The sequence below is a fragment of the Burkholderia sp. AU33545 genome, from assembly GCF_020419685.1.
Classification (GTDB): domain Bacteria; phylum Pseudomonadota; class Gammaproteobacteria; order Burkholderiales; family Burkholderiaceae; genus Burkholderia; species Burkholderia diffusa.
Map to the genome: position 1 here is coordinate 308,958 of NZ_JAIZRQ010000008.1, position 23,212 is coordinate 332,169.

The following is a 23,212-nucleotide window of genomic DNA, read 5'->3' on the forward strand; positions in this document are numbered from 1 at the left end:
TGCTTATCCTGCCAGCATCGTTGCCGCCTGACGGTACCACATCGCCAGATAGGGCGGCACGTACAGACCCAGCATCAGGCCGAGCCCCAGATGCACGAACACCGGCAGCAGCGCCGGCCGGTGTTCGAGCGGCGTCGCCGTCGTCGTTTCGCCGAACACCATCCGCTGCACGCGCGCGAAGATCGCCGCGAACGCGACGGCGAGCCCGAGCAGCAGCAACGGCGCGGTCCACGGGAGCACGTTCATCGCCGTCGTCAGGATCAGGAATTCGCTTGCGAACACGCCGAACGGCGGCAGCCCGAGAATGGCAAGCGCGCCAAGCATCAATGCCCAGCCGACCGTCGGGCTGACCTGCAGCAGCCCGCGAATGCCGTCGATCGCCTGCGTGCCGGCCTTTTGCGCGGCATGACCGACCGCGAAGAAGATCGCCGACTTGACGAGGGAATGGACCGTCATGTGCAGCAATCCGGCGAACGTCGCGATCGGGCCGCCGAGCCCGAACGCGAACGTCATCAAGCCCATATGCTCGATCGACGAGTACGAGAACAGGCGCTTCACGTCCTTCTGCCGGAACAGCGAGAACGACGCGATCAGGACCGACGCGAGCCCGAACCCGACCAGCAATCGCCCCGGCAGGCCGTTGCCGAGCGCGCCGTCGGCCAGCACCTTGCAGCGCAGCACCGCATACAGCGCGACATTCAGCAGCAGGCCTGACAGCACCGCCGAAATCGGCGTCGGACCTTCGGCGTGCGCGTCCGGCAGCCAGCTATGCATCGGCACGAGGCCGACCTTGGTGCCGTAGCCGACCAGCAGAAACACGAAGGCGATCGACATGATCGTCGGATCGAGCTGCGTCCTGATCGCGGCCAGGCTCGTCCACAGCAGCGCGTCGCCGTCGGTCAGTTGCCGGCTCGCGGCAAGATACAGCAGGATCGTGCCGAACAGCGCCTGGGCGATGCCGACGCCGCACAGGATGAAGTATTTCCATGCGGCTTCGAGGCTCGCGGCGGTGCGGTAGACACTGACGAGCAACACGGTGGCGAGCGTTGCGGCCTCCATCGCGACCCACAGCACGCCGACGTTGTCGGTCAGCAGCGCGAGCAGCATCGCGAACATGAAGAGCTGATACATGCTGTGATAGAGCCGCATGCGCGCGGCGGTCATCCTGCCGCGGGCTTCCTCGACCTGCATGTAGGGCCGGGAAAACAGCGATGTCGTCCAGCCGACGAACGCCGTGAGCGCCACGAGATAGACATTGAACGGATCGACGAAAAACGCGCGTCCGAATGCGAACGACGGACCGTACTCGACGGTGCGCGCGGCAAGCACCAGCGTTGCTGCGAACGTCAGGAAGCTGAAGCCGATGTTCAGATGGCGCGCGACCCGGCTCGGCCGCACGCAGGCAAGGCACGCTGCTCCCGCGAGCGGCAGGCCGAGCACGGCGAGCACGACGTGGGCGTCATTCATCTTTGAGTTTCTCGAGGTGATGGATGTCCAGGCTGTCGAACTGCTCGCGAATCTGGAACATGAAGATGCCCAGGATCAGGATGCCGATCAGCACGTCGAGCCCGATGCCGAGCTCGACGATCATCGGCATGCCGTTGGTCGCGGCAGCCGCCGCGAAGAACAGCCCGTTTTCCATCGACAGGAAGCCGATCACCTGAGGAATGGCCTTCGCGCGCGTGATCATCGCCATGAACGACAGCAGCACGCATGCGAGCGCAATGCCGAGCGTGCCGCGTGCGACCGATGTCGCGAGCTGGCTGATCGGTGCCGCGACATTGAACGCGATGATGACGAGCACGATGCCGATCAGCAGCGTGGTCGGGATATTGATGAGCGGCTCGACGTCGGTCTTGACGTCGAGCCTGCGAACGAGCCGATACAGGAACCACGGGATCACGCCGACCTTCAGCACGAGCGTCAGGCCGGCCGACACGTAGAGGTGCACGTCGTCCGTGACGAAGCCGAGGATCAGGTTCGCCGACACGAGCGCGACACCCTGCAGCGTATAGAGATGGATCAGGGACAGGATCCTGCGCTGGCTCAGCATCGCGAACGAGAGCATCAGCAGCACGGCCGCGAGGAAATTGATCAGTTGTGTCGCGTAGGCGTGCATTCATGCTCCCAGCAGCAGATGGACGAGCATGCCGATCACGGCCAGCAGGAAGGCGGTCGCCAGGAATTCCGGTACCCGGAAGATGCGCATCTTCGCGTTGGCCGTTTCGACCACGGCGAGCGTGACGCCGCCTGCCGCCAGTTTGACGAAGAGCACTGGTACGGCCAGCAGCAGCGCAACCGGATCGCCCGCATTCGCGATGCCCCACGGCACGAACAACGCGAGACCGATGCACGAATACGCGAACAGCTTGAGGCTTGCCGCCCACTCCATCAAGGCAAGGTGCCGTCCCGAATATTCAAGGATCAGCGCCTCGTGGATCATCGTGAGCTCGAGGTGAGTGGTCGGATTGTCGACCGGCAGCCGCGCATTTTCGGCCAGCGCGACCAGTGTGAACGCGATGCCGGCGAACGCCAGGCTCGGATAGATCGTGAGCTCGCCACGGCCGAGTGTCGAGACGATGCTCGTCAGCAGTGTCGACTGCGTAATCAGCGAGGCCGACAGGAGCACCATCAGCAGTGCCGGCTCCGCGAGGAAGCCGATCAGCATTTCGCGGCGCGCGCCGAGCGTGCCGAACGCCGTGCCGACGTCCATCGCCGCGAGCGACAGCGTGACGCGCGCGAGCGCAAACAGGCCGACGAGCGCGATTGCATCGGCGGCGGGCGAGAGCGGCAACTCCGTCGACAGGGTTGGCACGATCGCGCACGCGAGCGTCATGGCGGCCCAGACGACATAGGGCGCGCCGCGGAACACGGCGCTTGCGCCGTGCGCGATGACCGATTCCTTGTTGAACAGCTTGTGGAGCATCCGGTACGGTTGCCAGATGGACGGCGCACGCCGGTTCTGAAGCCAGGCGCGGCATTGGTTGACCCAGCCCGTGAGCAACGGCGCGGCCGCGATCGCTATCACGATTTCGAGAGTCTGCGAGATGATGCCGGACAGGGTTACCATCGTCTCACCAGCATCAGAAGCACGATCAGCACGACGAAACTGTATGTCAGGTAAACCGCGATCTTGCCCGTCTGCAGGCGGCCCACCAAGTCGGCGGTGCGTTGCGTCAGTGCCGCGATGCGCAAGTAGAGCGCGGACCAGGTGCGATCGGTCACCGACACCCGGTAGGCCGGCTGTGCGTCGAATGGCGATGGCAATTGCCGCTCGATGTGCAGCAGCGGGGCGAAGATTTCGCGGATCGGCTGCCCGAATCCTTCCGCCGTATCCTGCATTCGCGCGGTCGTGAACGGGAAGCCGCAGCCCCACGGCGCCGCGCGTCGCAGCCGGCCGTGATAAAAACGCCGCACCAGCACCCACGCGAGTCCGCAGCATGCGATGAAGAACAACATGAAAGCCGCCGGCATGTAGCTCGCGCGAGCGGCCGACACGGGCGCGAACAGCAGCCAGCCGTGATTTTCCGCGCCGACGCCGGCGCCGACCAGCGTGTGCGTGACGCGATCCAGCAGCTTGACGAACTGCGCTGGCATCAGCCCGAGCAGCACGCTGGCGGTCGCGAACCAGCAGAACGCGAGCCGTTCCCACGTGTTCGCATCGCGGGCGCGGTTCAGCTTCGCTTCTCTCGGTTGCCCGAGGAACACGATGCCGAAGAACTTGACCATCGTGTAGCCGGCCAGTGCGGCCGACATGGCGATCAGCGCGGCGGCGATCGGCACCGTCATGGCGAGCACCGAATCCGGCAAGCCTGGCGCGAACAGGAAACTCTGCAGCAACAGCCATTCGGCCGCGAAACCGCTGAGCGGCGGCAAGCCCGCGCTCGCCGCGACACCCGCGAGCACCGCCCATGCGGTCCAGGGCATGAAGCGAATCAGTCCGCCGAGCTTGCCGAGGTTGCGCTCGCCGGTGGCGTGGAGGACGGCGCCCGTACCCAGGAACAGCAAGCTCTTGAATGCGGCATGCGCGACGATCTGGTAGAGCATCGCGGTCAGTGCGAGCGCGGACAGGCTCGGCATCCCGTATGCGCGAAACAGCACGGCAAGACCGAGTGCGACGATCATCAGGCCGACGTTGTCGATCGACGAATAGGCGAGCAGGCGCTTCATGTCGGTCTGGATGGTGCTGAACACCACCCCCAGCAACGCGGTGCTGATGCCCAGCACGAGGAGCAGCACGCCCCACCATGCGATCTGCACGTGCAACAGGTCGAACAGGGTGCGCAGCAGGCCATACAGGCCGACTTTCAGCACGAATCCGCTGAGGAGCGCCGAAACCGGCGACGGTGCCGCGGGATGTGCCTCCGGCAGCCACACGTGCAGCGGGAAGATCCCTGCCTTCGCGCCGAACCCGACAAGTGCGAACAGGAAGGCGAACGACGCGGAGAAGGTATCCAGCGACTGCGCGCGCAGGTTGGCGAAGGTATAGTCGCCGGTGCGCGCCTGCAGAATGCCGAAGCAGAGCAGCAGCGCGAGCGCGCCGACGTGCGAGATCAGAAAATAGAGATATCCCGCCCGGCGGATCTCGCCGATCCGGTGGTTGGTCATCACGAGAAACGTCGCGGATAGCGTCAGCGTCTCCCAGGCGACCATGAAAACGTATGCGTCGTCTGCGATCAACACCAGTGCGATGCTTGCGACGCAGACGTGGTATTCGAAGCAGATCAACCCGGGCGCGGATCCTTCACCCTTGCGGAAATAGCCGGCTGAAAAGGCGCCGATCCCCGTGCTGACGAGGCCGAGCACGAACAGGAAATAGCCGGACAAGCGATCGAGACGCAGATGAAAGGGCAGGCCGGGAAGCCCGATCGGCAGCACGGCCACAGACGGTTCGGCAAAGATGCCGGCGAGGCCCGCCGCGCCGGCGAGCAGTCCGACCAACGCGCCGAGCGGAAAGAGGCCGTGGGCCACCAGTCGCGTGCGACGCGGCGCCCCGAGCCCCAGCGTGCCGACCGCGAGCCACGCGGCCACGGCCAGCAGGACGAAATGGACGACCGGCATGGGTGCCATCCGGAATGTCTCCAGTACGCTCGGGTTGGACGACGTGGTTGGAATGGCCGCATCTCCCGCGACGTATTCCTGCCCGCATTATGACACCGAAAGGCCAATCTCGATAACAAGGTATGATAATGTCGTTATCATTAAAGTCTCATGAATCCTCGGATGGAACGGGCGCGTGTGGCGGTTTGTCGCGGCGCTCCGGGTTCCGCCCAGGGCGTCGTTGTCCCCCCGATCCGGGCGAATGAGGGAAGATCCTATGCCTGCGCAGTACTTCCGAGGCCTGACGGGAAAACACCGTAGCGCGGCCGCGAACCGCCAGCTCGGGTTTTCGCTTGCCTTTGTTGCCGGAGCAACCAATGCCGGCGGTTTCCTCGCGGTCAAGCAATACACGTCCCACATGAGCGGGATCGTGTCGGCGATTGCGGATCAGACGGCGCTTGGCGACATCCGGCTTGTGCTGGCCGGCGTTGGTTCGCTCGTGTCGTTTCTGGTTGGCGCCGGCTGCTCGGCGGTGCTCGTCAACTGGGGGCGCCGCCGCGGCCTGCAGAGTCAGTATGTACTGCCGTTGCTGGTGGAAGCCGCGCTGCTGCTCCTGTTCGGGCTGCTCGGCAGCCATCTCGCGCTGTGGGAGGCGTTCTTCATGCCGGTCACGGTCATCTTGCTGTGCTTCATCATGGGGCTGCAAAACGCGATGATCACAAAGCTGTCGGGGGCGGAAATCCGTACGACGCACATGACGGGCATCGTGACGGACCTCGGCATCGAGCTCGGCAAACTCTTTTACTGGAATCGCTCGAATGCAGACATGCACGCGCATGCGGTGATCGCAAACCGCGCGAAGCTCAGGATTCACGGAACGATGCTGGCGTCGTTTTTTGTTGGCGGGCTGGCCGGCGCGATCGGCTTCAAGCATGTCGGCTACGTGTCGACCGTGCCGCTTGCCGCAGCGCTCGTCACGCTGGCGATCGTGCCCGTTGTCGACGACGTGCTTGAATATCTCTATCGACTTGACCGCAGGTCGTGAGCCGGTCGCCGAGCCGGATCAACACGCGTGTGCCGCATGTTCTCCGGTGCTGTAGGCAGGGGCCGGTGCATTATAATTCGATTAGCATATTTGCCGACTCTATCTGCAATGGAAACGAAAACCGCACGCTTGACCATCCTGATCGATCCCGCCAAGAAAGAAGCGTTCGACATGCTCTGCGCGGAGCAGGACCTGACGCCGTCGCAAGTCGTGCGGCAGTTGATCCGCGAGTATCTCGAGCAACACGGCGTGAGCTACAGGACGAAGAGCGCGCTCGGCAAGCGGGTGAAGCGAAGCGCGGGCTGAGCTCGCAAGCCGTCTAGGCGTCGATTTCCCAGTGTGCATGCCCCTGCGCATGCCAGGTCAACCGCTTTGGATCGAGGCGTTCTCCCTCTTTCATGCGCCGAGCGGTTGACGACAGCTTGAGTTCGCCGGCAAACGCGAACGAGAGCGCGCGTTCGAACAGAACTTGCCTCGATGGCAAACGAAGCGACCCTTTCCAGGCGAAGGCGACGAAATTGCTGTCGTCGTCGCATCGGACAACCGCATACGAAGGGCCGAACACGGAGGCCAGGCGCTCGATGTGAGCGGGCAGCGACGGGTCGTCGTCCGCCAGATTGATCGCGAGCACTCCGGAATCGCTCAATCGCTCGCGACAGGCGGTAAAGAACGCGATATCCGCACACCGGCTCGGCATGCCGTCCGCGACGAAGGCATCCAGCAGGATCACGTCGGTGTGGACATCCTCCCGTGTCACGTACTCCGCGCCATCTGCACAGATCACCTTGAATCGAGCGTCGTCTGCCGGAATCCTGAACACGTCGCGTAGTGCGATCACTTCCGGATTGATTTCGACCGCGTCGATGGTCACGCAGGGCAGATGCCGATAGCAGTACTTTGCCAAGGAGCCGCCTCCGAGCCCGATCATGCACATATGTCCGGCGGCCGGGTGCAGCAGCAGACAACCCATCATGGTTCGCGTATAGCCGAGCGCCAGTTTGTCGGGCGTGCGCAGCGACATGAAGCTTTGGGTAGCCTGGTGATCGAAGTGCAGCGAGATTGCGTGCTGCGTCTCCAAAACATACGGCCGTCCGTCATGCAGCGGGGTCGACAGAAATTCGACGAACGCATCGTAGGATGTTCGGTCATGCTCCATGCTCGATCGATCCGGGTAGTCAAGTTGTAGGTGGGGGTGGCGCCTGCAGCGAACAGCAACGACAAGCGGGTTCGCCGTCGGCGGGCGTACGACGTCACATTTTCTTGAGACAGCACGCGTTGAGCAGTAAGCCGCCCATGTCGGTCTTGCAATCGACTTCGCGATCTCCGCCGACGAGGCGGATGCCCTTGTCCTCAGTGCCCGTCTCCAGCGTGATCGACGAACCCTTCACGCGCAAGTCCTTGATCAGCACGACCGAATCGTCGTCCGACGGCACGATGGCGTTCATGTCCTTGACCGCCAGCTCGACCGATTCGTCAGTGGATTCGGTGCCGGTGCCGGTGCCGGTGCCGGTGCCGGTGCCGCCGGCCGCCCATTCGTGACCGTAGTCCACGCACAGGGGTAGCGCGCCGTCCGGGTCTGTGTCCTGCATCGCGCGCTGCGGGCAGGCCGCGGCAGGGTTCATTGCGACTTTCATTTGGCAGATTCGGGCCGTCAGGGGAAAACGGGCGTTCACTTTCATCACCGAAGTTGCCATCGTGCCGTCGGCTCGCTCAGCGTAAAAAATGCACACGGCATTATAATGCCATACACATTTGCTTATTGCTGTCTTATAATCGAATCTTGCCGCCGATCGCCGGAGTTGGGGGCGGATTCGCGGAGGTAGTCGACATGTTCGATCTGGATGGGATGCTACTGCTGCCCGATCGGCGGTCCGTATTCCTGTCGGAGGTCGCGGGAAGCCGGGGGCTTATCGTTGTGGGCGTCGGACGTGGTGGCGAGCGAGGCTTCCAGATGGTCCACCGCTTCCATGAGGCGGCTGAACGGCTCGCGGCCGCCGGTATCCATCTGGCCTTCGTTTATCCCAGGGAATCGGCTCGGCACGTGATGGATCCGATCTCAGTGGCCAGTGCGCGGTTCCGGCACCACCCGAGTCTGCTTCTCGATGCAGATGGCTGCTGTTTTGCGCTGGGCGTGCCTCCTCGATTGCTCAATGCCGTGTATCTGAGCAGCGAGATGAAGCGTCTCGCCGGTTTCGAAACGGACGTGCGCGACGCGGCATGGGAAATCGAGTTGCAGGCGTTTCTGATGGCCTGCCAGGTCGCCCCCTCCCACTGAATACCAGGGCCTGTCGCACGGCACGCGCGAAGAACATGGAAACCGTCGTCTATTTTGCGTGCCACTTGTCGATCTCCCTTCATGCGTGCGGCTTCCTCGGTCGGGGGCGCCGCAAGACGTTCGTCGCGGAAACCGAGCACCTCGTCTCACTGGACTTTGGCGGTCGTGGCATGTCTCAGTACGCATCGAGGTCGGCGTCAGTTGCGACGGGCACGCCTGAGGGTGTGCCTTGCCATTCGAGTTCCAGACATACATCACCCTTGACCATGATCAAATCTTTGGAGACGCCATGAGCGATAAGGAAACTTCGACGGTTCCGACTCTTTCGACATCCGCGATCTGGGCGCTCGAGCGCCTTGCCGATATTCGTTATGGTCGCGACACGCCCGCGCTTGGCTGGTCCATTACCCGAGAGCTCATCGGCGCTGGATTCGTGCGCTATCCGACGAACGGTCGCGGAAGCGTTTCGATTACGGCAGCCGGGCAGACGTTCCTGAAAAATCGGAAGTAGTTCTTATCGATATCGCTCAGGAATCGCACGGTCGCGTTGATTCAAACATCGTTCATGTTGTGGGCGGTTGCGTCTGATATGAAAGGCGCCAACGCGGAAGTACGCGACTGCGGATTGCTGTCGCGCGCGAAGATGAAGAAACGTATCGCTGCGGACATGACAAAGGGCTGAGCGTGCTTTCCTTCCTGCGGTCCCTTTTTGCTCGGCGCAAATTTCGCCGGCTTCCCGTGGTTCGTTTTCAATCCAGGCCGATCGATCTCGGCATCGACGGGGCCCCGTATTCGGGCTGGGAAGTCGCGATCCTGGAGGCGTTCGGCGGTACCGTCGGCACGGCGACGTACAGTCTGGCACCTCGAATCGATCGGGTATTCGTCCATCGACTGGAAATTCTCGCGTCGATGAGACGCCGCGGCTATGGTCTCGCCTTCCTGTCGTATCTGCATCGAACGTATCAGTTGCCTATTACCGTGATCGACGAACTGCCGGATGGCCGACCGTTCTGGCTCGCCGCGAGAACCTTTCAATCCGGAACATTGCGGGTAACGTCCGGGAAATCATCCGATGAGTTCCGCGACGAACTGCTTCAATGGCGGCATCGGCAGGCGGTCATGCTCGGGCTGTGCCCCCAGTCGAAGAAAACATCGGATTCCTAGGAAAACCTGCATGCCGCCCCTCGCGTAAACGGACTTGCTTGCCGCTCATGCGCGACATAGATTGTCTTCATCGAGGTCCGATTTTCTGGAGGTGCCATGCAACTATTCGTCGAACGTGTCGACGTTTGGGCGGCCACCATCGAGGACAAGCCGGGCGGTCTTGCGCATGTGTTGAACGCGTTGCGGGATGCTGGCGCTGATTTGCAATTCGTTGTCGCCCGACGCACGCCGGAAGCACCAGGCAAGGGGGTCGTGTTTGTCGCGCCGCTACAGGGAGACAAGGAGATCCGTGCAGCCACGCAGGCGGGATTCAATGCCACCTCGGGCCTGTACTCCATCCGTGTGATGGGACTGGATCAAGCGGGGATCATCGCAGAGCTGACCCAGCAACTGTCGGACGGCGGGATCAATCTCCGCGGCGTATCCGCTGCCGTGCTTGGCTCGCAGTTCATTGCTTATCTCGCGCTCGACTCGCAGGCCGACGCCGATAGGGCGATGGACATTTTGCAAAGGGCTTGACCAGCCGTTGTTGTCCCGTGTCTTTGCGTGCCTTCGCGCTTCGTCGTGCCATGTGCGGCAAGTACGGTGCGAGGGCAGGTGGATTGAATAGCTCGACGGTAATCGTTCACAGTTGAGTTTGGATGAAAAATAGACGCGTTGTGATAAGAATACTTATCCCGACAACGTCGATGCGAATGAATGTCGCTGTTGAACTCGCCGCCTGGCAGAGGGTCGGCCGGGATTCGTGAAATTTTCGCCAAAAAATCCATAACCCAATGATTTGACGAATAAATTCTGAATTCATGCCAACCTGGGAGAGCAGCGTTTCACCCGACGAACTTACCCTTTGCGTGCTTCGAATGCCTGATCAAACTGCCGAGCCCGCTGTACTTCGTCGCTGTGAAGGTAGGTCGACGTCGTCGAGATCGAAGCATGCCGCAGGTTATCGGTCTAGTTCTGTCTGGCTTAACTTCGGAAAGGATTACCTCGATGACGGCTCCGCCATGCGTTGGCGTTGTGCGGCCTCCTTTACACGTCGCCGCGCGCCGCAGTCTCGCGGAAGCGGCCAAACGGATCGTGCAACGGCACCGATTGGTGCTGCATCGGGGTGGCGTCCCGGTAACGCAACAGCGCTGCCACTGCGCGCGCCGCAACCGAATACCCGAGTCCAAGCGCTCGTTCGGCCTCACGGTACGTCACGCCGTCCACCAGTACCGCGCGCGCCAGCACGAGGCCCCGCGCTGAAATCGGTCTGCCTCCGCGGCTGGGCCGTTGACGGGCAGCCACGGCCAAGGTGTCGAACTCGGCGGGCGTAAGCCGCGGCAAGTCCGCGTACGGCCGCTCGGTCGCGTCCTGAATCCCGCGCTGGTGATGTGGCTGCTGCCGCAGCGTGGGCAACGCGGACGCGGTTCGTGGCTTGCCGACAGGATGGTAGCGACCTGAGCGTTCAGGAACGCCGTCAGTTCCTTGTCCTCTCTCGTGTCGTCGGGGCGGCGAAGCACTGGACGGCTTGAACTTGAGTGCACTCTCATCAGAACTGGGCCGTCAGCTGAAACCCGAGAGTCACGCGAGCGGTCGGAAAGCCGGACGGCTTGTACACCGGCGTGCCGGCGAACAGGTCGTAGCCATAACCGCCGAAGCGTGTCGCGACGCTGCCCTTGACGCCTATCACCGCGCCGGCCAGTTGCGTGCCGACCAGCGCGACCGGCTGCCGGCCCCACACGCGCCCGTAGTCGAGGCCCGCGTAAGCCGCGAGCCCCGTCTGTCCGATCGGCGCCTGCAGCTCGTTGCGCCAGTAGAAGCCGCGTGCCGCGGCGAGCATCGTCTCGCCGTCGAAACCACGCACGGTGTAGCGGCTGCCGATCGTCAGGTCGTCGATGTAGTACAGCGTGTTGCCGGTGTACTGGCCGTGAAATGTCGTGACGTACCGAAACGGCTGCTGTGCGATCGCGAACGGCACCAACAGGTTCGCGTCGAACACCGCCATCTTGTAGCGGTAGGTCGGACCGCCATCGGCCGCTAGGCTGTCGTCCTGCGCGCCGAAGGCGCCGATCCCCTGCCGGTACGCGAGTGTGCCGTCGAACTGCGCGTTGCCGAAGTAGTGCCGATCGGTCAGGCCGAACTCGACGAACGTGTTGTTGCGGCGCTGCTGCGGGATTTCGGTGTCTTCGATGAAGCTCTGGCCGAAGCGGCGCGAGAGCCGGAACTGCGCGCCGAACACGTTGTTCTGGCTGCGCGACAGCACACGATTCAGCTTGAAATCGACGGTCTTCGAGTTGCCGCTTGCGATGAACGTCTGATTCACGCCGGCGATCTGCTGGTAATACGTGTTCGTGTACGCAGAAAGCGTCGCTGTCCAGTATCCCCAAGGGATCGAATAGAAGCCGTTCCAGCCGTGTGAGCCGAGCCGCTTGTCGCCGAATTCCAGATCCTGGCTCACGCCGATGTTGAAGATATCGTTCAGGCCCAAGGGATTGTCGATACCGAGCGACAGGTTGCCCTGCAGCCGGCCGGTCGCGCGCGTGCCCGAGTTATCGATCGACGCGACCACCGTCCAGGGCTTGCCGCGCTTCACGTCGAGCACGACGTCGCTCTCGCCCGGCACGTCGGCGGGGACGATCTGCATCGACACGTCCTGGCTCGAGACGCGTTTCATCTGCTCGAGGCCCTGCTCGAGGTCGCGCAGGTTCAACAGCTCGCCGTCGCGGGTCGGGAAGGCGGTTTTCCAGGTGCCGCGCAGCTTCTCGCCGGCGAAGCGCACGTGGCGAATCACGCCGGGGATCAGCGACAATTTCAGGGTGCCGGTCGACAGATCCTGTTCAGGCAGCAGCACGCGCGTCGTGACGTAGCCGCGCGCCAGGATAGCTTGCGACAGGCCCTTGACGAGCACGTCGAGGCCTTGTTTGCCGACGCACTGGCCGGCATAGTGATCGAGCCATTCGCGCGCGAAGGCGAAGCGGTCCATCGGCAATGCCGACGCACCTTGCGCTTTCACGGAAGCGGGCAGCGCGTCGGGCACGTCGAGCGAGAAATGATCGACGCGAAAGCAGGGCGACTCCGACGGCAGTGCCGGATACCCAGCACTCGCCGTCACGCCCGAACGCACCCCGGGCGCGGAGACCGCTCGTTCGCGCTCGCGCGCCTCTTCCTGCTGTCGGGTTTGCTGATCGTTGCCCGGAATGATCAAGCGGGGAGCTTCCTGCGCCGACACACTGGCCGCAATAAGCAGCAGTGCGGCGGCTGGATTCCCCCGGCGAATGGTTCTCATGTATTTTTATAAACTTGATTGTGAATGTCGACTACGTCACGCGCTTATTGGAATTTCAGGGTGTTACTTCCGCTTGACCTGATCTACACGCAGAACCCATCACCTCCGTTCTCCGTGCTACAACATTGCAAGAAGGTATGATCTCCCGAAGGTGAAGGCAGCAGCAAGGCCGACGCTCACTAACGCTCCAATAGTACTGAGTGCAGCCGGTTCGTTGTAAGCGAACCATGCAAACAGAAGTGGTGCCATGACCATCGTTGATTTTAACCAGTATAAAAATTTCGCTCTAAACGAATCCTCCAGATTTCTTCCAAAAAGAAAAAATGTAAATAGCAAGACTGCGAGAGCAATTATTATCGCGCCAACTTCCATGGTCATTTCCTCGGCCCCTTAATTTGATCCCAGGTATTTCTTATCCCCCACCAAGGGTTGGTGGATGGATCGAAAAATGGGTCCACCGATTGCGATAGTCCAGTCGCATTACCCAGCGGAACACCAATTTGTTTTCCAGCGGCAATCGTTCCCGTCTTGGTCACGAAAAGAACGGCAGACTGTATTAGCGAATTTGTGCCGCCCGCCCATGTACCCAAAGCTTGCCCGTATATTCCGCCCAGTGCTCCCCCATAAAATCCACCGATAGTTTCAGCGGTTGTCAAGGGCTTCCCTGACAAAAAACTCAACCCGAGCGTTGTTGCCAATCCAGAAGCTGCCGCTTTACAAGCAGCGCCTCCCGATACCAAACAGGCAGTGACAGCAATCGCCGCCTTTCCGGTGCGCTCGTAAGCGAGATTCTGATTACGTAATTCTGCATCGGTCAGTCCGGTTCCGAGCTGCTGCTGTCCGGCATTATACGTGTCCTGATTTTTCTTGATGTACTGGCTGTTGTAATCGTGATTTGTATACTGGGAATCGTTCTTGTAGCCGTCGCAATTCAGGTTCTGGCATCCTACGATGCTTCGAATTTCCCAATCGTGCTTTCCACCAGACGCCTCTGCTGTCTGCTCGTCGGAATTGCGCAGTATTTCAGCCACGATTCGCCCCTCGGCTTCCTGCACGCTTATCCCAAGCTTCTCTGCTACGATCTTCGCGTCCTTCTTTGCCCTCGCATATTCATCCGGATGCAACTGCCGATTGAACCGGTCAACGTTGTACCCCGAGAACGCCCCCGATTCACCGCCCACGACAGCGCCGGCCCCCGTCGCAAGCGCGTTCGCCACGATGTTGCCCAGCGCCTGATTCATATTGGCGTTGCCGGTCGGATCGCTGCCTGCGATCGCGCTGCTCAGCTCGTTCAGCTTGCCTGATGCGATCGACGCAATCGCCGCGCCGGCTGCGCCGCCAACCGCATTGCCGCCAGCCAGTCCCGTCACCAGCGCCGCGCCAGCACCTTGCATCAGCGCGCGGTTCGCTCCGCCTTCTTTCCACGCATCGACGCCTGCCTGGTCACCGTTGGCCGCCGCGTCCTTCATCATCTTGTCCGCGTAGTCCCCGATCCGGCGAGACACCGCCTCACCGGCCGCGCTCGCCGCTGCCATCATGTCCGCCTGTTTGGCCAGCAGATTCTGCATGTCGGGCAGTTTGGCAACCGTACCATTCGTGTTCGTCGTATCGCGGTTCAAGCTCGCCACATCCTGCTTCTGGTTCGCCGAATCCGTGATCGTGATCGTTCCGGCGCTGACGCCGCTCTTCGTCGTCGCAATGTCGCTGCCGCTGTCGTTCTGGCCGAGCATGGGCGCGGCACCACCGGCATTCTTGCCCGACGTGCTGCCGTGCGTGCTGTAGTTCATCCCGCCGTCGCCGGTCGTCGCGCCCGCGCTGAAGCCGCTCGAGCTCGCGTCGTAGTGCGACTGGTTCTGGATGTCGGAGTAGGAGAGGGAACCCGTCGTCAGCGAATTCTTCGACGCATCGGCGGCGCTCGCAATCAGCCCGCCTTTCAGGTCGGTATTGCCGGTGACGTTGATATTGAAGCCGCCGTCACCCGCCTGAATCCCGGCTTGTTCATTAACGCCCGCATAACTGCCCGACGCATTGCCCTTGCTCTGGCTGAAGCTCGCACTGGCGCCGCCCTGACTGATGCTGAAGCCGCCGCCAGAACTCGACTGTTGCGCCGCGCTCGACATCGTATCTTGCACACTCACGATGTTCAGATTCCCGCCCACATCGGCGTTCACCTGATTACCCTTCACGTTCGAGCCGATGATATTCGTATCGCCGCCCGAAATGATCGTCACGCCGTTTGCCGCGTTCACGTGACTGTTGTTCTGCGTGGCCAGATCGCTGTTGCCATCGCCGTTGGCCTTCGACATCGCCGCGGAAACACCAAACCCGCCCGTGCCGACCGACACACCCACGCTCGCGCTCTTCGACTCGTTCGTGCTGCGCGTCGAGTCGGTGTCCGTCGTATTGACGATATTGACCTGATTTTTTGCCGCCAGAATCACGTCGTTTGCGTTCACATTCGAGCCGGCGATCGTCACATTGCCGCTACCCGGCTGCCCGTTCCCCGTTGCCGCAAATGCCACCGTTCCGCCCGCATTCACGTTTGAGCCGCGATTCGTCACGCTGTTCTCGGTAAATGCACTCTTGCTATGGCTGCTGCCGACGCTGACCTCGACCTTGAACTGCGGCGTCTCGCCAGCCCCCAGCGATCTAACCAGATCGCCTGCGGCTACGTTTGCATCCCACGCCGCGCTGGCCGCGGCCATCCCGTGCAGCGCCGCTGCACGGCCATCCTGGCTATTACTGGACGCACGCGATTGACCCACCGCATTCGACACCGCGTCGATTACCGGCGCCTTCAGCGCCAGCGTCAGGCCGCTCTTCGACACTTCCTGCGTCTCGCCGCGGTGGTTCGTGTCCTGCGCGGCGTCGATCGTCACGTTTGCGCCAGTGCCGCTGAGATTCTTCGCTGCGATCAGGTCGCTTCCCGTCACGTGCAGGTCGTTTCCAGCGGTGATGCTGATGTTGCCCTTCAGCGAACCGATCGAACTGGCGTTGTTCGACACCTCGGTCGTCTGACTGGTCGTCTTCAGCGAACTGCTGCCGATCGACACAGACAGGCCACCGCCCGACATCAGCCCGGACTCCTTCTTGTCGTAGTAGCTCGACGACTGCAAGGTATCCTGCGACGTCGTAACCGTCACGTTACGCGCGGCCGTGAGTGCAACGTCGTTCGTTCCGACGATGGTACTGCCCTGAACATTGACGTCCTTCCCACTGACGATGTTCACACCGTCCGCTGATACGAGACTACCCTGATTCAGCGTCATCGTCTGGTCGATCCCGCTCGCGACCTTCACGCCGCTCACGACGTTGCTGTGGCTATGCGTCTCGTGTGAGTTCAGCTCATGCGTTTCGGTCGCCGCGCCGATATTCACGTTGCCGGCCGCCAGCAGGTTCGCGTTGCCCTTGTCGAGGCTAATCGCACTGCCGTTTACGGTAATGTCCTTGCCCGACACGATATTCACCGTGTCGCCGCCCTTGAGCGTCGTCCCGGTCAGTGCTTGATCCAACGTATGCAGCGTCTCCGCATAGCTGCCGTGACTGTCGCTGCCCGAGCTGTTGCTGTTCACGGTCGAGGTCGCGCTCGCCGCGCCGAGCGTGACGTTGCCCTTGGCTGCGATCGCCCCGCCTTGGCCGAGGTCGATCTGTGCGCCCTTGGCGGTAAGATCGCCGCCAACGCCGATCAGTGAAGCGCCGCCAACCTGCACCGAGCTGCCGGTCACTTTGTTGATGTCGGTATTCGACACGCCGTTCGCGCGCTGCACGATCTTGTGCTCGCCGGTCTGCACCGCGCCGAGATCCCAGTTGCCGCCAACATTCATGCCGAGATTGCCACCAACCGACAGGCTGCCCGCGTTCTGCTGGAAGTTGCCGCCGGTCACGATCGACGCATCGCCTGCGACGTCGAGTTTGGCGGTCGGCCCGAGCGTGGTCACCACGCTCGTCGCGCCGTCGCGGCTCACCCGCGTGTTCGTCTTCGTCGCCGTATCGAGAATCAGGTCTTTCCCGGCATCCAGCTGCAGGCTGCCGGCCTTCACATTGGCCGACGTCAGGTCGATGTTGTTCTCGGTCTTCAGCGACATCAGCCCGCCGCTTTGCAGCGCGCCGAATGCGTTGTCGATCTGCTTGCCCTGAATTGCCAGCGTGTTGTCCGCCTTGATCGTGCCGCTGTTCGTGAATGACTGTGCGTTCTGGAAATCGATGTTCGTCGCGCTAATCAACGGTCCGTCGATGTTCTGCTGGCTGGCCTTCGCGAGATACACGACGGGCACCAGCACCGACTGGCCGTCGACCACGCGCGTCTCCATCATGATCACGTTGCTGGTCAGCTTCGACACCTGTTCCGCCGACAGGCTCGCGCCGATCGGCAGATCAAGCGACTTCGACAGATCCGCGCCGGCCGCCATCAGCGACTGATACATGGTCTGCAGGTCTGCGTACGGCCCAAGCACCGCCTTGCCGGTCAGCGCGGTCACTTCGTTGCGCACAAGCTGCTGCTCGTAGAAGCCGTCGCCGAGGCGTTTCGGGATGTGCGTGAGGTCGACGCCGAGCTGACCGAAGAAGTAGTCGCTCGAGATGAAATTCTTCTGGTTCGTGAACGCCGGGTTCGTCTCGATCACGTAGCTCGCATTCGGCGCAGTCGTCGGCTTGAACAGGCCGCCCTGCGGAATGGTGAGGTTGTTCAGGACGTTCAGCGCCGTCGCGCTGGCGATGATCGGGTCGACCGGCGCCGACGGACCGCCATGCACTGCCGACGCCCCCGATTTCGCACCGCTCGCGCTACCGCTCAGGTTGCCAGGCGTCAGGCCGGGCACCGACTGCCCGGGCAGCAGACCGAGTGACGGAATCGATGCATTACCCGCCGTGTTGTTGACACTGACGCCCGTTCCCGAAATCGTGCCGTTCGAACTCAACGTCGAGTCGTAGCCCGGCAGCTTGTAATCCTTGATCGACGCCGGTGCCGCCTGCGTATAGCCGCCCGGGCGACTGCCGACGAACGGCGCGTTGCCGAACGGCAGTTGCCAGTCGTGCTCGGAATTGTCGTAGTTGTTGTAGTGATACTGCCCCGAGTAGGAGACTGTCACGCCCGGCAGTTTTTGCCCGGACGCCGCCCAACCGTCCGCGTCGTAGTGCGACGGAATCTTGATGTCGCCGACTGCCGCGATATTGCTCCAGTAATTCTGCAGCGTGCCGACCGACGACGCGTCGATGTTCCCGCCCGACACGATCTGGCCGGCCGCACTGATGCCTGTCACGGTCGTCGCCGTCGCGCTGTCCGCGTAGTAGGTCGTGAACTGATACGTGCTGTTCCACTGACCGCCGTGGGGCGGCTCTGTGTAGACGCCGCCGATGCTGTCCGGATCCTTCACGCCGATCTGGCCCGTGCGGCCGCTGATCGGAATCCCGAACTGCCCGAGCAGCGATGGATCGATCGAACTGGTTGAGGTCGTCATCACGCGGCGCGTGTTCGTGATCTTGTCGGCGTGCAGCTCCATGTTACCGCCCGACTGGATCAGCGCCGACGCGTTGTTCACCAGCGCCGCGTTCCTGTAGTTACCGCTCGAGTCCTTGCCGCCCGCCAGCACGACCTTGCCCATGCCGAAGATGGCGGTCGTGGCCATCGTATCGGCCGCGCTCGTGTCGTCGCGGTTCTCGATGTCGTGCGCGAGGAGCTCGAGCGTGCCGTTGCTGTCCGATGCGCCAATCAGCGCGGTCGGTCCGAGGTTCGAGATCGTACCCGTTGCGTTGAGTGACGCGCTGGCACCCACGAGTGCACCCGTATTGGTCAGGTTGGCCGATTGCGTGTGCAGCAGGCCGCCAGCCGTCAAGGCACCGACGTTCACGATATTGCCCGCATTGACACTCAGGTCGTTGACAGACTGCAGGTTCGCATTGTTCGTGAAGGTGCCGGGCAGCGTGAAGGCGAGATCGTGCCTGACGTTGAACTGCGTGTCGGCCGCCGCCGTGTAATCGCCCTGCAGGTTCACGTTCGCGTCATGCGCGGCGCTGTAGGTGCCACCGCCTTGCAGCGTCGCCGCCGTCACCGTCAGGTCGTGCGTCGAGCTGATTTGCCCGCTCGCGTTGGTGATCGCGCCGCTCGTCGTCACGTCGACATTGCCGCTCGAGTTCGCGACATTGCCAATGGTGCCGCCGCTGTTGTCGAGGGTATTGCCCTGGACATGCAGCGCAGCGCCGCTGAGCTGGCCGCCCTGCGTGTTGCTGATCGACGCCGCGCTGACCGTCACGTCGCCGTTGCCGGTGATGGCGCCCATGCCCGATACGCCGCCGGCGTGGCTGTTCGTGATCTGGCTGCCGCCCTGTACGGTCATCTTGCCGGCGCCAAGGTCGACAATGGCGCCGTCCGCATTGTTGATCGAGGCCGATTGAATGTTGAGCGTACTGGCATCGCCCGCGGTCGATTGCCCGGCCTGAATGTGGCCGCTGCGGTTCGACAGAGCGCCGCCGCTCGTCAGCGAGAACGAGGTATCCGACCGCAGCAGTCCCTGCGCGTTGTTCACGTCGCCCGAAATCGTGGCGTTGATGCCGCGTTGCGCCGCCAGGATGCCGCTCGCATTGTTCCAGCTGCTGGCGTTGACGACGGCTTGCCCCTTCGTCACGATGGTTCCCGACGCGTTGTTCAGCGCGCTGGCTCCGTTGCCCGGTGCGATTGTCAGCGTGCCCGCGCCGGCATGCGTAATGGTGCCGCCCGCGTTGTTCAGCTCGGCCGGCGTGAGCGTCAGGTCCGTACTGTTGGTCTGGATGACGCCGGCGGCCGAGTTGTCGAGCGTGCCGATGACGTTCATGCCCATCGCCGACGAACCGTACTGCGTGATGGTGCCGCCGCGGTTCGCGAGGGTCGCGGCTGTCAGCGTGAGCTGGTTCGCTTCGAGTTTGCCGCTGCTGTTGTCGAGCGTCGAATCGGCCGTGACCGACAGGTTCGGCGCGACGATCGAGCCACTCTGGTTCGTCATCGAACCCGTGTGGATCGTCGCGTTCGTGCTGGCGCCGATCTGACCGCTGTCATTCGCCAGCGTACCGCTGGTGACGCTCACGTCCGTGTTCGACAACAGCTTGCCGCCTGCATTGTTCAGCGTGCCGGCGACGGTTGCCGCCAATCCGTTCTGCGCGCTGATCGAGCCCGACGCGTTGTTCAGCGTGCCGGTTTGCGCGACGACTCGGCCGTTACTCGCGATCGAGCCGCCGACGTTTGATAGCGAGCCGGATTGGCTGCCGAGCGTCAGCGCGCCGGTGCCGGCATGGGTGATGGTGCCGCCGTCGTTCTTCAGCACTGCTGGCGCGAGCGTCAGGTCGGTGCTATTGGTCTGCAGCGTGCCGCGGCTGGAATTGTCGAACGTGCCCGACACGTTGACGGCCATTGCGCCGGCGCCGGTCTGCGTGATGGTGCCGCCGTGGTTCACGACATCGGTTGCGTTCAACGAGACCTGATCGGCCTGCACGGTGCCGGCGCTGTTGTCGAGCGTCGTTCCGCTGAGCGTCGCCGTCTGGCCGACAATCGAACCACCGCTGTTCGCCAGGTGCGCGCCGGCATCGACCACGACGTTCTGGGCGGCCTGCAGGGTGCCGCTACCGTTGTCGACCGACTGGCCCGCAACACGCAGATTCGTATTGGACGTGATCGCGCCGCGGTTGACAACGTTTGCGCCCTGGACCGACACGTCTCCGTTGCCGCCGATGACGCCGCCTTGCGCACCGTTTGCCGTCGTACCCGCCGCGTTCGTCAGTTGACCGGTTGCGCTCAGCGTCAGCCCGTCACCGTTCAGCGAAGTGATTCGGCCCGCCGTGTTGTCGATCGTGATCCCGTCGACCGACGCGTGCCCGGCGCTCTGGATGGTGCCTTGATTGTTCGCGATGGCGCCACCGCGCACGTCCGCCGTGCTTTCGGAGACCAGTTCGCCGGACTGGTTGGCAACCTGGCCGGCCACGTTGACCGACAGCGGGCCTTGCGACGAGACCTTGCCGCCCTGGTTCGAGAGGCTGCCGCCGGAAAGCGTGGTGCTGCCGCCGCTCGACAGGCTGCCGTGATCGTTGATCACCGTGCCCGACGCGTTCGCCGAGACAGCCCCTTGGGCGCTCGTCGTCGCGTTTGCGAGATTCACATCGCCGGCTGTCGCGCTCAGCGACAGATTGCCGTTCGCCGCGGTCTGGCTACCGGAGAGATTCACGTTGCCGCCGGTCAGCGACGCATTGCCGCCCGCGACGTTCTGGCCGGTCGCGCTCAGCTGGCCCGACGCCGTCACGTTCAGATCGCCGCCGCGTCCGACGGAGCCGTCGTTGTTCACGCCCGCGCCGAGCGTGCCCGTCGAGTTGACGCTGCCCGCGTTCACGGTCGTATTCTGTTGCGCGGCGAGTGTCCCGGTGTTCGTCAGATCGGCGGCGGTATTCACCGACGCCGACTGTTGCGCGTATGTCGTGCCGCTGTTCTGGATGCCACCGGCAGCCGACAGTGCGAGGTTGCCGCTCGCCGTGGTCTTGCCCGTCTGCACGAGCCGGCCGTTCGACTGCAGCGTCAGGTCACCGGCCTGTGCGGCGATCGTGCCGGCGTTGGCCACCCCCACACCGAACTCGTTCGACGCGAGGAAGATCCGATCACTATACATACCGCCCAACTGGCTCACGTCGATCGCGACCGACGGGGCGGGGCCGTCGCCGGCGATCGGCGTCGCGGCGAGCGTGTCGTGGTTGACCTGGGCCGCGCCGGCAATCACGTTCAGGTTCTTCGCGTAGACAGCGGCGTTCACCTGCACCGCGCGCGCAATCAGATCGACCCCGTCGATGTTCGACGCGTTCAGGCCAGCGCCGGCGACCGTCACGAGCCCCCGGTTGACGTTGTAGCCGGCAAGTGAGCCGTCGGCACCGTAGTACGGCACGCCCGTGGTCAGGGTCGCGCGACTGGTATTGATAAAGGACGCCCCATCGAGAAAAATGCCCGAAGGATTCGCTAGGACAAGCTCCGCTCGAGCGCCTGCGATCTCCAAAGCGCCGCGAATTTGGGAAGGGTTCGGGCTGTTGACCTGGTTGACGATGATCCGTGCGGCCTGGCCCGCGCCATAATTCGGGTTGCCGTTGATCCAGCCCGCCTGCTGGGTCTGGACCATCGTGGCCGAGTTGTTCAGAATCGCGCCGGCGCGCGAGACGTCGAACTGGTTGTAGGTGTTGACCGAAACGCCGGCGCCCGACGGCGCTGCCACGTTGACCTGAGGCAAGCCGTTCGGCGTCTGGATCACGTGCGTGGGGGTGCCCGGCGTTGGGACGATTTGCGCATCGGACAGCGTAGGCAGCATGCCGAGCGCGGTGATACCCGCGACTGCGGCGAGTGCGCCCGACGTGGATGAGCGCCGGCGAGCGCGCGCCTCGCCAGTAGCCGATTTGCCCTCGGTGGTCGCCGTCTCCGCGACGGCCACCACCATACCCCGAAGCCTGGAATACACCAGGCGATGCGTATTTTTGTTCATTCTTGCCGACGCGGCCCGCGCCTATTCGTTGGATTATTGTGCGCGAGCTTACTAAATCCCCTAAAGACGACTGTCAACAATTGCCAAGCCGTTGACGGAAAAAGACAAATTCCGGTTTTCAGACGCGTCCGATTGACGAGGCACGTTGCTGGCGTGCAGCGGAAAGCCGAACGAAAAAAAGCCGACGCAAACGCGTCGGCTTGAAAATGTTCCAGCAGGTCGGGGAACCCGGCCAGAACCTGAGAGGCCGGCATCATCCCATACGCGGCAACCCGATGTCTCCGGCGTTGCCTTCGGCGTCATTCAGCAGCAACGCCGCCGCGCTACTAGCCCGATCGCCGCCGACGCTACAAACACATCGAGTCACTGTTTCGCGCCAGCATCGATTGGTCCTTGATCGAGCGGCATGTCCCGGACATGCTCCGCGTCGCGATCTCGATCAAGGCCGGCCGAATGACGCCCTCGACGATCCTGCGACGGCTCGGCTCAGGGAGTGTGAAGAACAAGCTGTACTTCGCGTTTCGCGAGCTCGGTCGCGTGATCCGGACGATGTTCCTGCTGCGCTACATCAACGACCCGGAGATGCGCCAAACGATTCACGCGGCGACCAACAAGAGCGAGCAGTTCAACGACTTCTCGAAATGGCTGATGTTCGGCGGCGAAGTCATTGCGGAAAATCTCCGGCACGAGCAGCGCAAGGTCATCAAATACAACCAGCTTGTCGCGAACATGGTGATCCTCTACAACGTGCAATGGATGTCGAGGACGCTGAAAGCGCTGCAGGAGAAGGGGCATCCCGTCGACGCCGACGTACTGCAGGCGCTGTCGCCGTATCGCCGCGACCACATCAATCGGCTCGGGTCATATCTGCTGGACCTTCATCGCAAAGCTCCGCCGCTCGACCCGTCAATATATTTTTCGTTTAAATCAGCCGCTTAAGTACT

16 protein-coding genes and 1 pseudogene are annotated in these 23,212 nt (G+C 62.7%); 7 read left to right on the forward strand and 10 right to left on the reverse strand.

Annotated features, from left to right (window positions below):
* Positions 1–3: 3 nt before the first annotated feature.
* The 4 genes from LGM71_RS26555 to hyfB are packed head-to-tail and all read right to left on the reverse strand — an operon-like array spanning position 4 to position 5,070.
* On the reverse strand, positions 4–1,467 hold the full coding sequence (locus tag LGM71_RS26555; RefSeq protein WP_226117399.1) for a hydrogenase 4 subunit F: 1,464 nt from the start codon (positions 1,465–1,467) through the stop codon (positions 4–6).
* On the reverse strand, positions 1,460–2,119 hold the full coding sequence (locus LGM71_RS26560; RefSeq protein ID WP_059602509.1) for a hypothetical protein: 660 nt from the start codon (positions 2,117–2,119) through the stop codon (positions 1,460–1,462). The genes LGM71_RS26555 and LGM71_RS26560 overlap by 8 nt, the downstream gene beginning before the upstream one ends.
* On the reverse strand, positions 2,120–3,070 hold the full coding sequence (locus LGM71_RS26565) for a respiratory chain complex I subunit 1 family protein (protein WP_226117404.1): 951 nt from the start codon (positions 3,068–3,070) through the stop codon (positions 2,120–2,122).
* Positions 3,064–5,070, reverse strand: coding sequence for a hydrogenase 4 subunit B (gene hyfB / locus LGM71_RS26570; protein WP_226117406.1), 2,007 nt, complete (start codon positions 5,068–5,070; stop codon positions 3,064–3,066). Before hyfB ends, LGM71_RS26565 begins: the two co-directional genes overlap by 7 nt.
* Before the next feature lie 247 nt (positions 5,071–5,317).
* Between hyfB and LGM71_RS26575 the strand changes: the two genes are divergently transcribed.
* Both LGM71_RS26575 and LGM71_RS26580 read left to right on the forward strand, forming a co-directional pair.
* A complete protein-coding gene (locus tag LGM71_RS26575; protein WP_124625614.1) occupies positions 5,318–6,085 on the forward strand; it encodes a YoaK family protein in 768 nt (255 codons plus the stop codon).
* A 108-nt stretch (positions 6,086–6,193) separates the two neighbouring features.
* Entirely contained in the window at positions 6,194–6,391 is a 198-nt protein-coding gene (locus LGM71_RS26580) for a ribbon-helix-helix protein, CopG family (RefSeq protein WP_069228003.1), read from the forward strand.
* 13 nt (positions 6,392–6,404) lie between these two features.
* Here LGM71_RS26580 and LGM71_RS26585 read toward each other — a convergent pair whose 3' ends face one another.
* Positions 6,405–7,241: a spermidine synthase gene (locus tag LGM71_RS26585; protein ID WP_226117408.1), complete on the reverse strand. Its 837-nt coding sequence runs from the start codon at positions 7,239–7,241 to the stop codon at positions 6,405–6,407.
* A gap of 94 nt (positions 7,242–7,335) precedes the next feature.
* Positions 7,336–7,707 (reverse strand): alkylphosphonate utilization protein, encoded by a 372-nt coding sequence (locus tag LGM71_RS26590; RefSeq protein ID WP_226117511.1) that lies wholly within the window; start codon positions 7,705–7,707, stop codon positions 7,336–7,338.
* Positions 7,708–7,913: 206 nt separating this feature from the next.
* Between LGM71_RS26590 and LGM71_RS26595 the strand changes: the two genes are divergently transcribed.
* From LGM71_RS26595 to LGM71_RS26610, 4 genes are all read left to right on the forward strand, one after another.
* Complete coding sequence (locus LGM71_RS26595) at positions 7,914–8,360, forward strand: hypothetical protein (protein WP_151049268.1); 447 nt, start codon at positions 7,914–7,916, stop codon at positions 8,358–8,360.
* Positions 8,361–8,649: 289 nt separating this feature from the next.
* A complete protein-coding gene (locus tag LGM71_RS26600) occupies positions 8,650–8,871 on the forward strand; it encodes a hypothetical protein (RefSeq protein WP_082728952.1) in 222 nt (73 codons plus the stop codon).
* Between the two features lie 173 nt (positions 8,872–9,044).
* Positions 9,045–9,524 (forward strand): hypothetical protein, encoded by a 480-nt coding sequence (locus LGM71_RS26605; RefSeq protein ID WP_226117411.1) that lies wholly within the window; start codon positions 9,045–9,047, stop codon positions 9,522–9,524.
* A 96-nt stretch (positions 9,525–9,620) separates the two neighbouring features.
* Positions 9,621–10,043 (forward strand): ACT domain-containing protein, encoded by a 423-nt coding sequence (locus LGM71_RS26610; RefSeq protein ID WP_226117412.1) that lies wholly within the window; start codon positions 9,621–9,623, stop codon positions 10,041–10,043.
* 510 nt (positions 10,044–10,553) lie between these two features.
* Here LGM71_RS26610 and LGM71_RS26615 read toward each other — a convergent pair.
* The 4 genes from LGM71_RS26615 to LGM71_RS26630 form a co-directional block, all read right to left on the reverse strand.
* Positions 10,554–10,922, reverse strand: a complete 369-nt coding sequence (locus tag LGM71_RS26615; RefSeq protein ID WP_059602533.1) for a hypothetical protein — start codon at positions 10,920–10,922, stop codon at positions 10,554–10,556.
* Between the two features lie 133 nt (positions 10,923–11,055).
* Positions 11,056–12,792 (reverse strand): ShlB/FhaC/HecB family hemolysin secretion/activation protein, encoded by a 1,737-nt coding sequence (locus LGM71_RS26620; RefSeq protein WP_226117413.1) that lies wholly within the window; start codon positions 12,790–12,792, stop codon positions 11,056–11,058.
* A gap of 117 nt (positions 12,793–12,909) precedes the next feature.
* Positions 12,910–13,164 (reverse strand): hypothetical protein, encoded by a 255-nt coding sequence (locus tag LGM71_RS26625; protein WP_226117414.1) that lies wholly within the window; start codon positions 13,162–13,164, stop codon positions 12,910–12,912.
* Between the two features lie 2 nt (positions 13,165–13,166).
* Positions 13,167–22,268, reverse strand: a complete 9,102-nt coding sequence (locus LGM71_RS26630) for a hemagglutinin repeat-containing protein (protein WP_413226914.1) — start codon at positions 22,266–22,268, stop codon at positions 13,167–13,169.
* A 330-nt stretch (positions 22,269–22,598) separates the two neighbouring features.
* Here LGM71_RS26630 and LGM71_RS26635 point away from each other — a divergent pair.
* Positions 22,599–23,207 (forward strand): annotated as a pseudogene (locus tag LGM71_RS26635) (Tn3 family transposase); the annotation flags it as partial.
* Between the last annotated feature and the right edge of the window lie 5 nt (positions 23,208–23,212).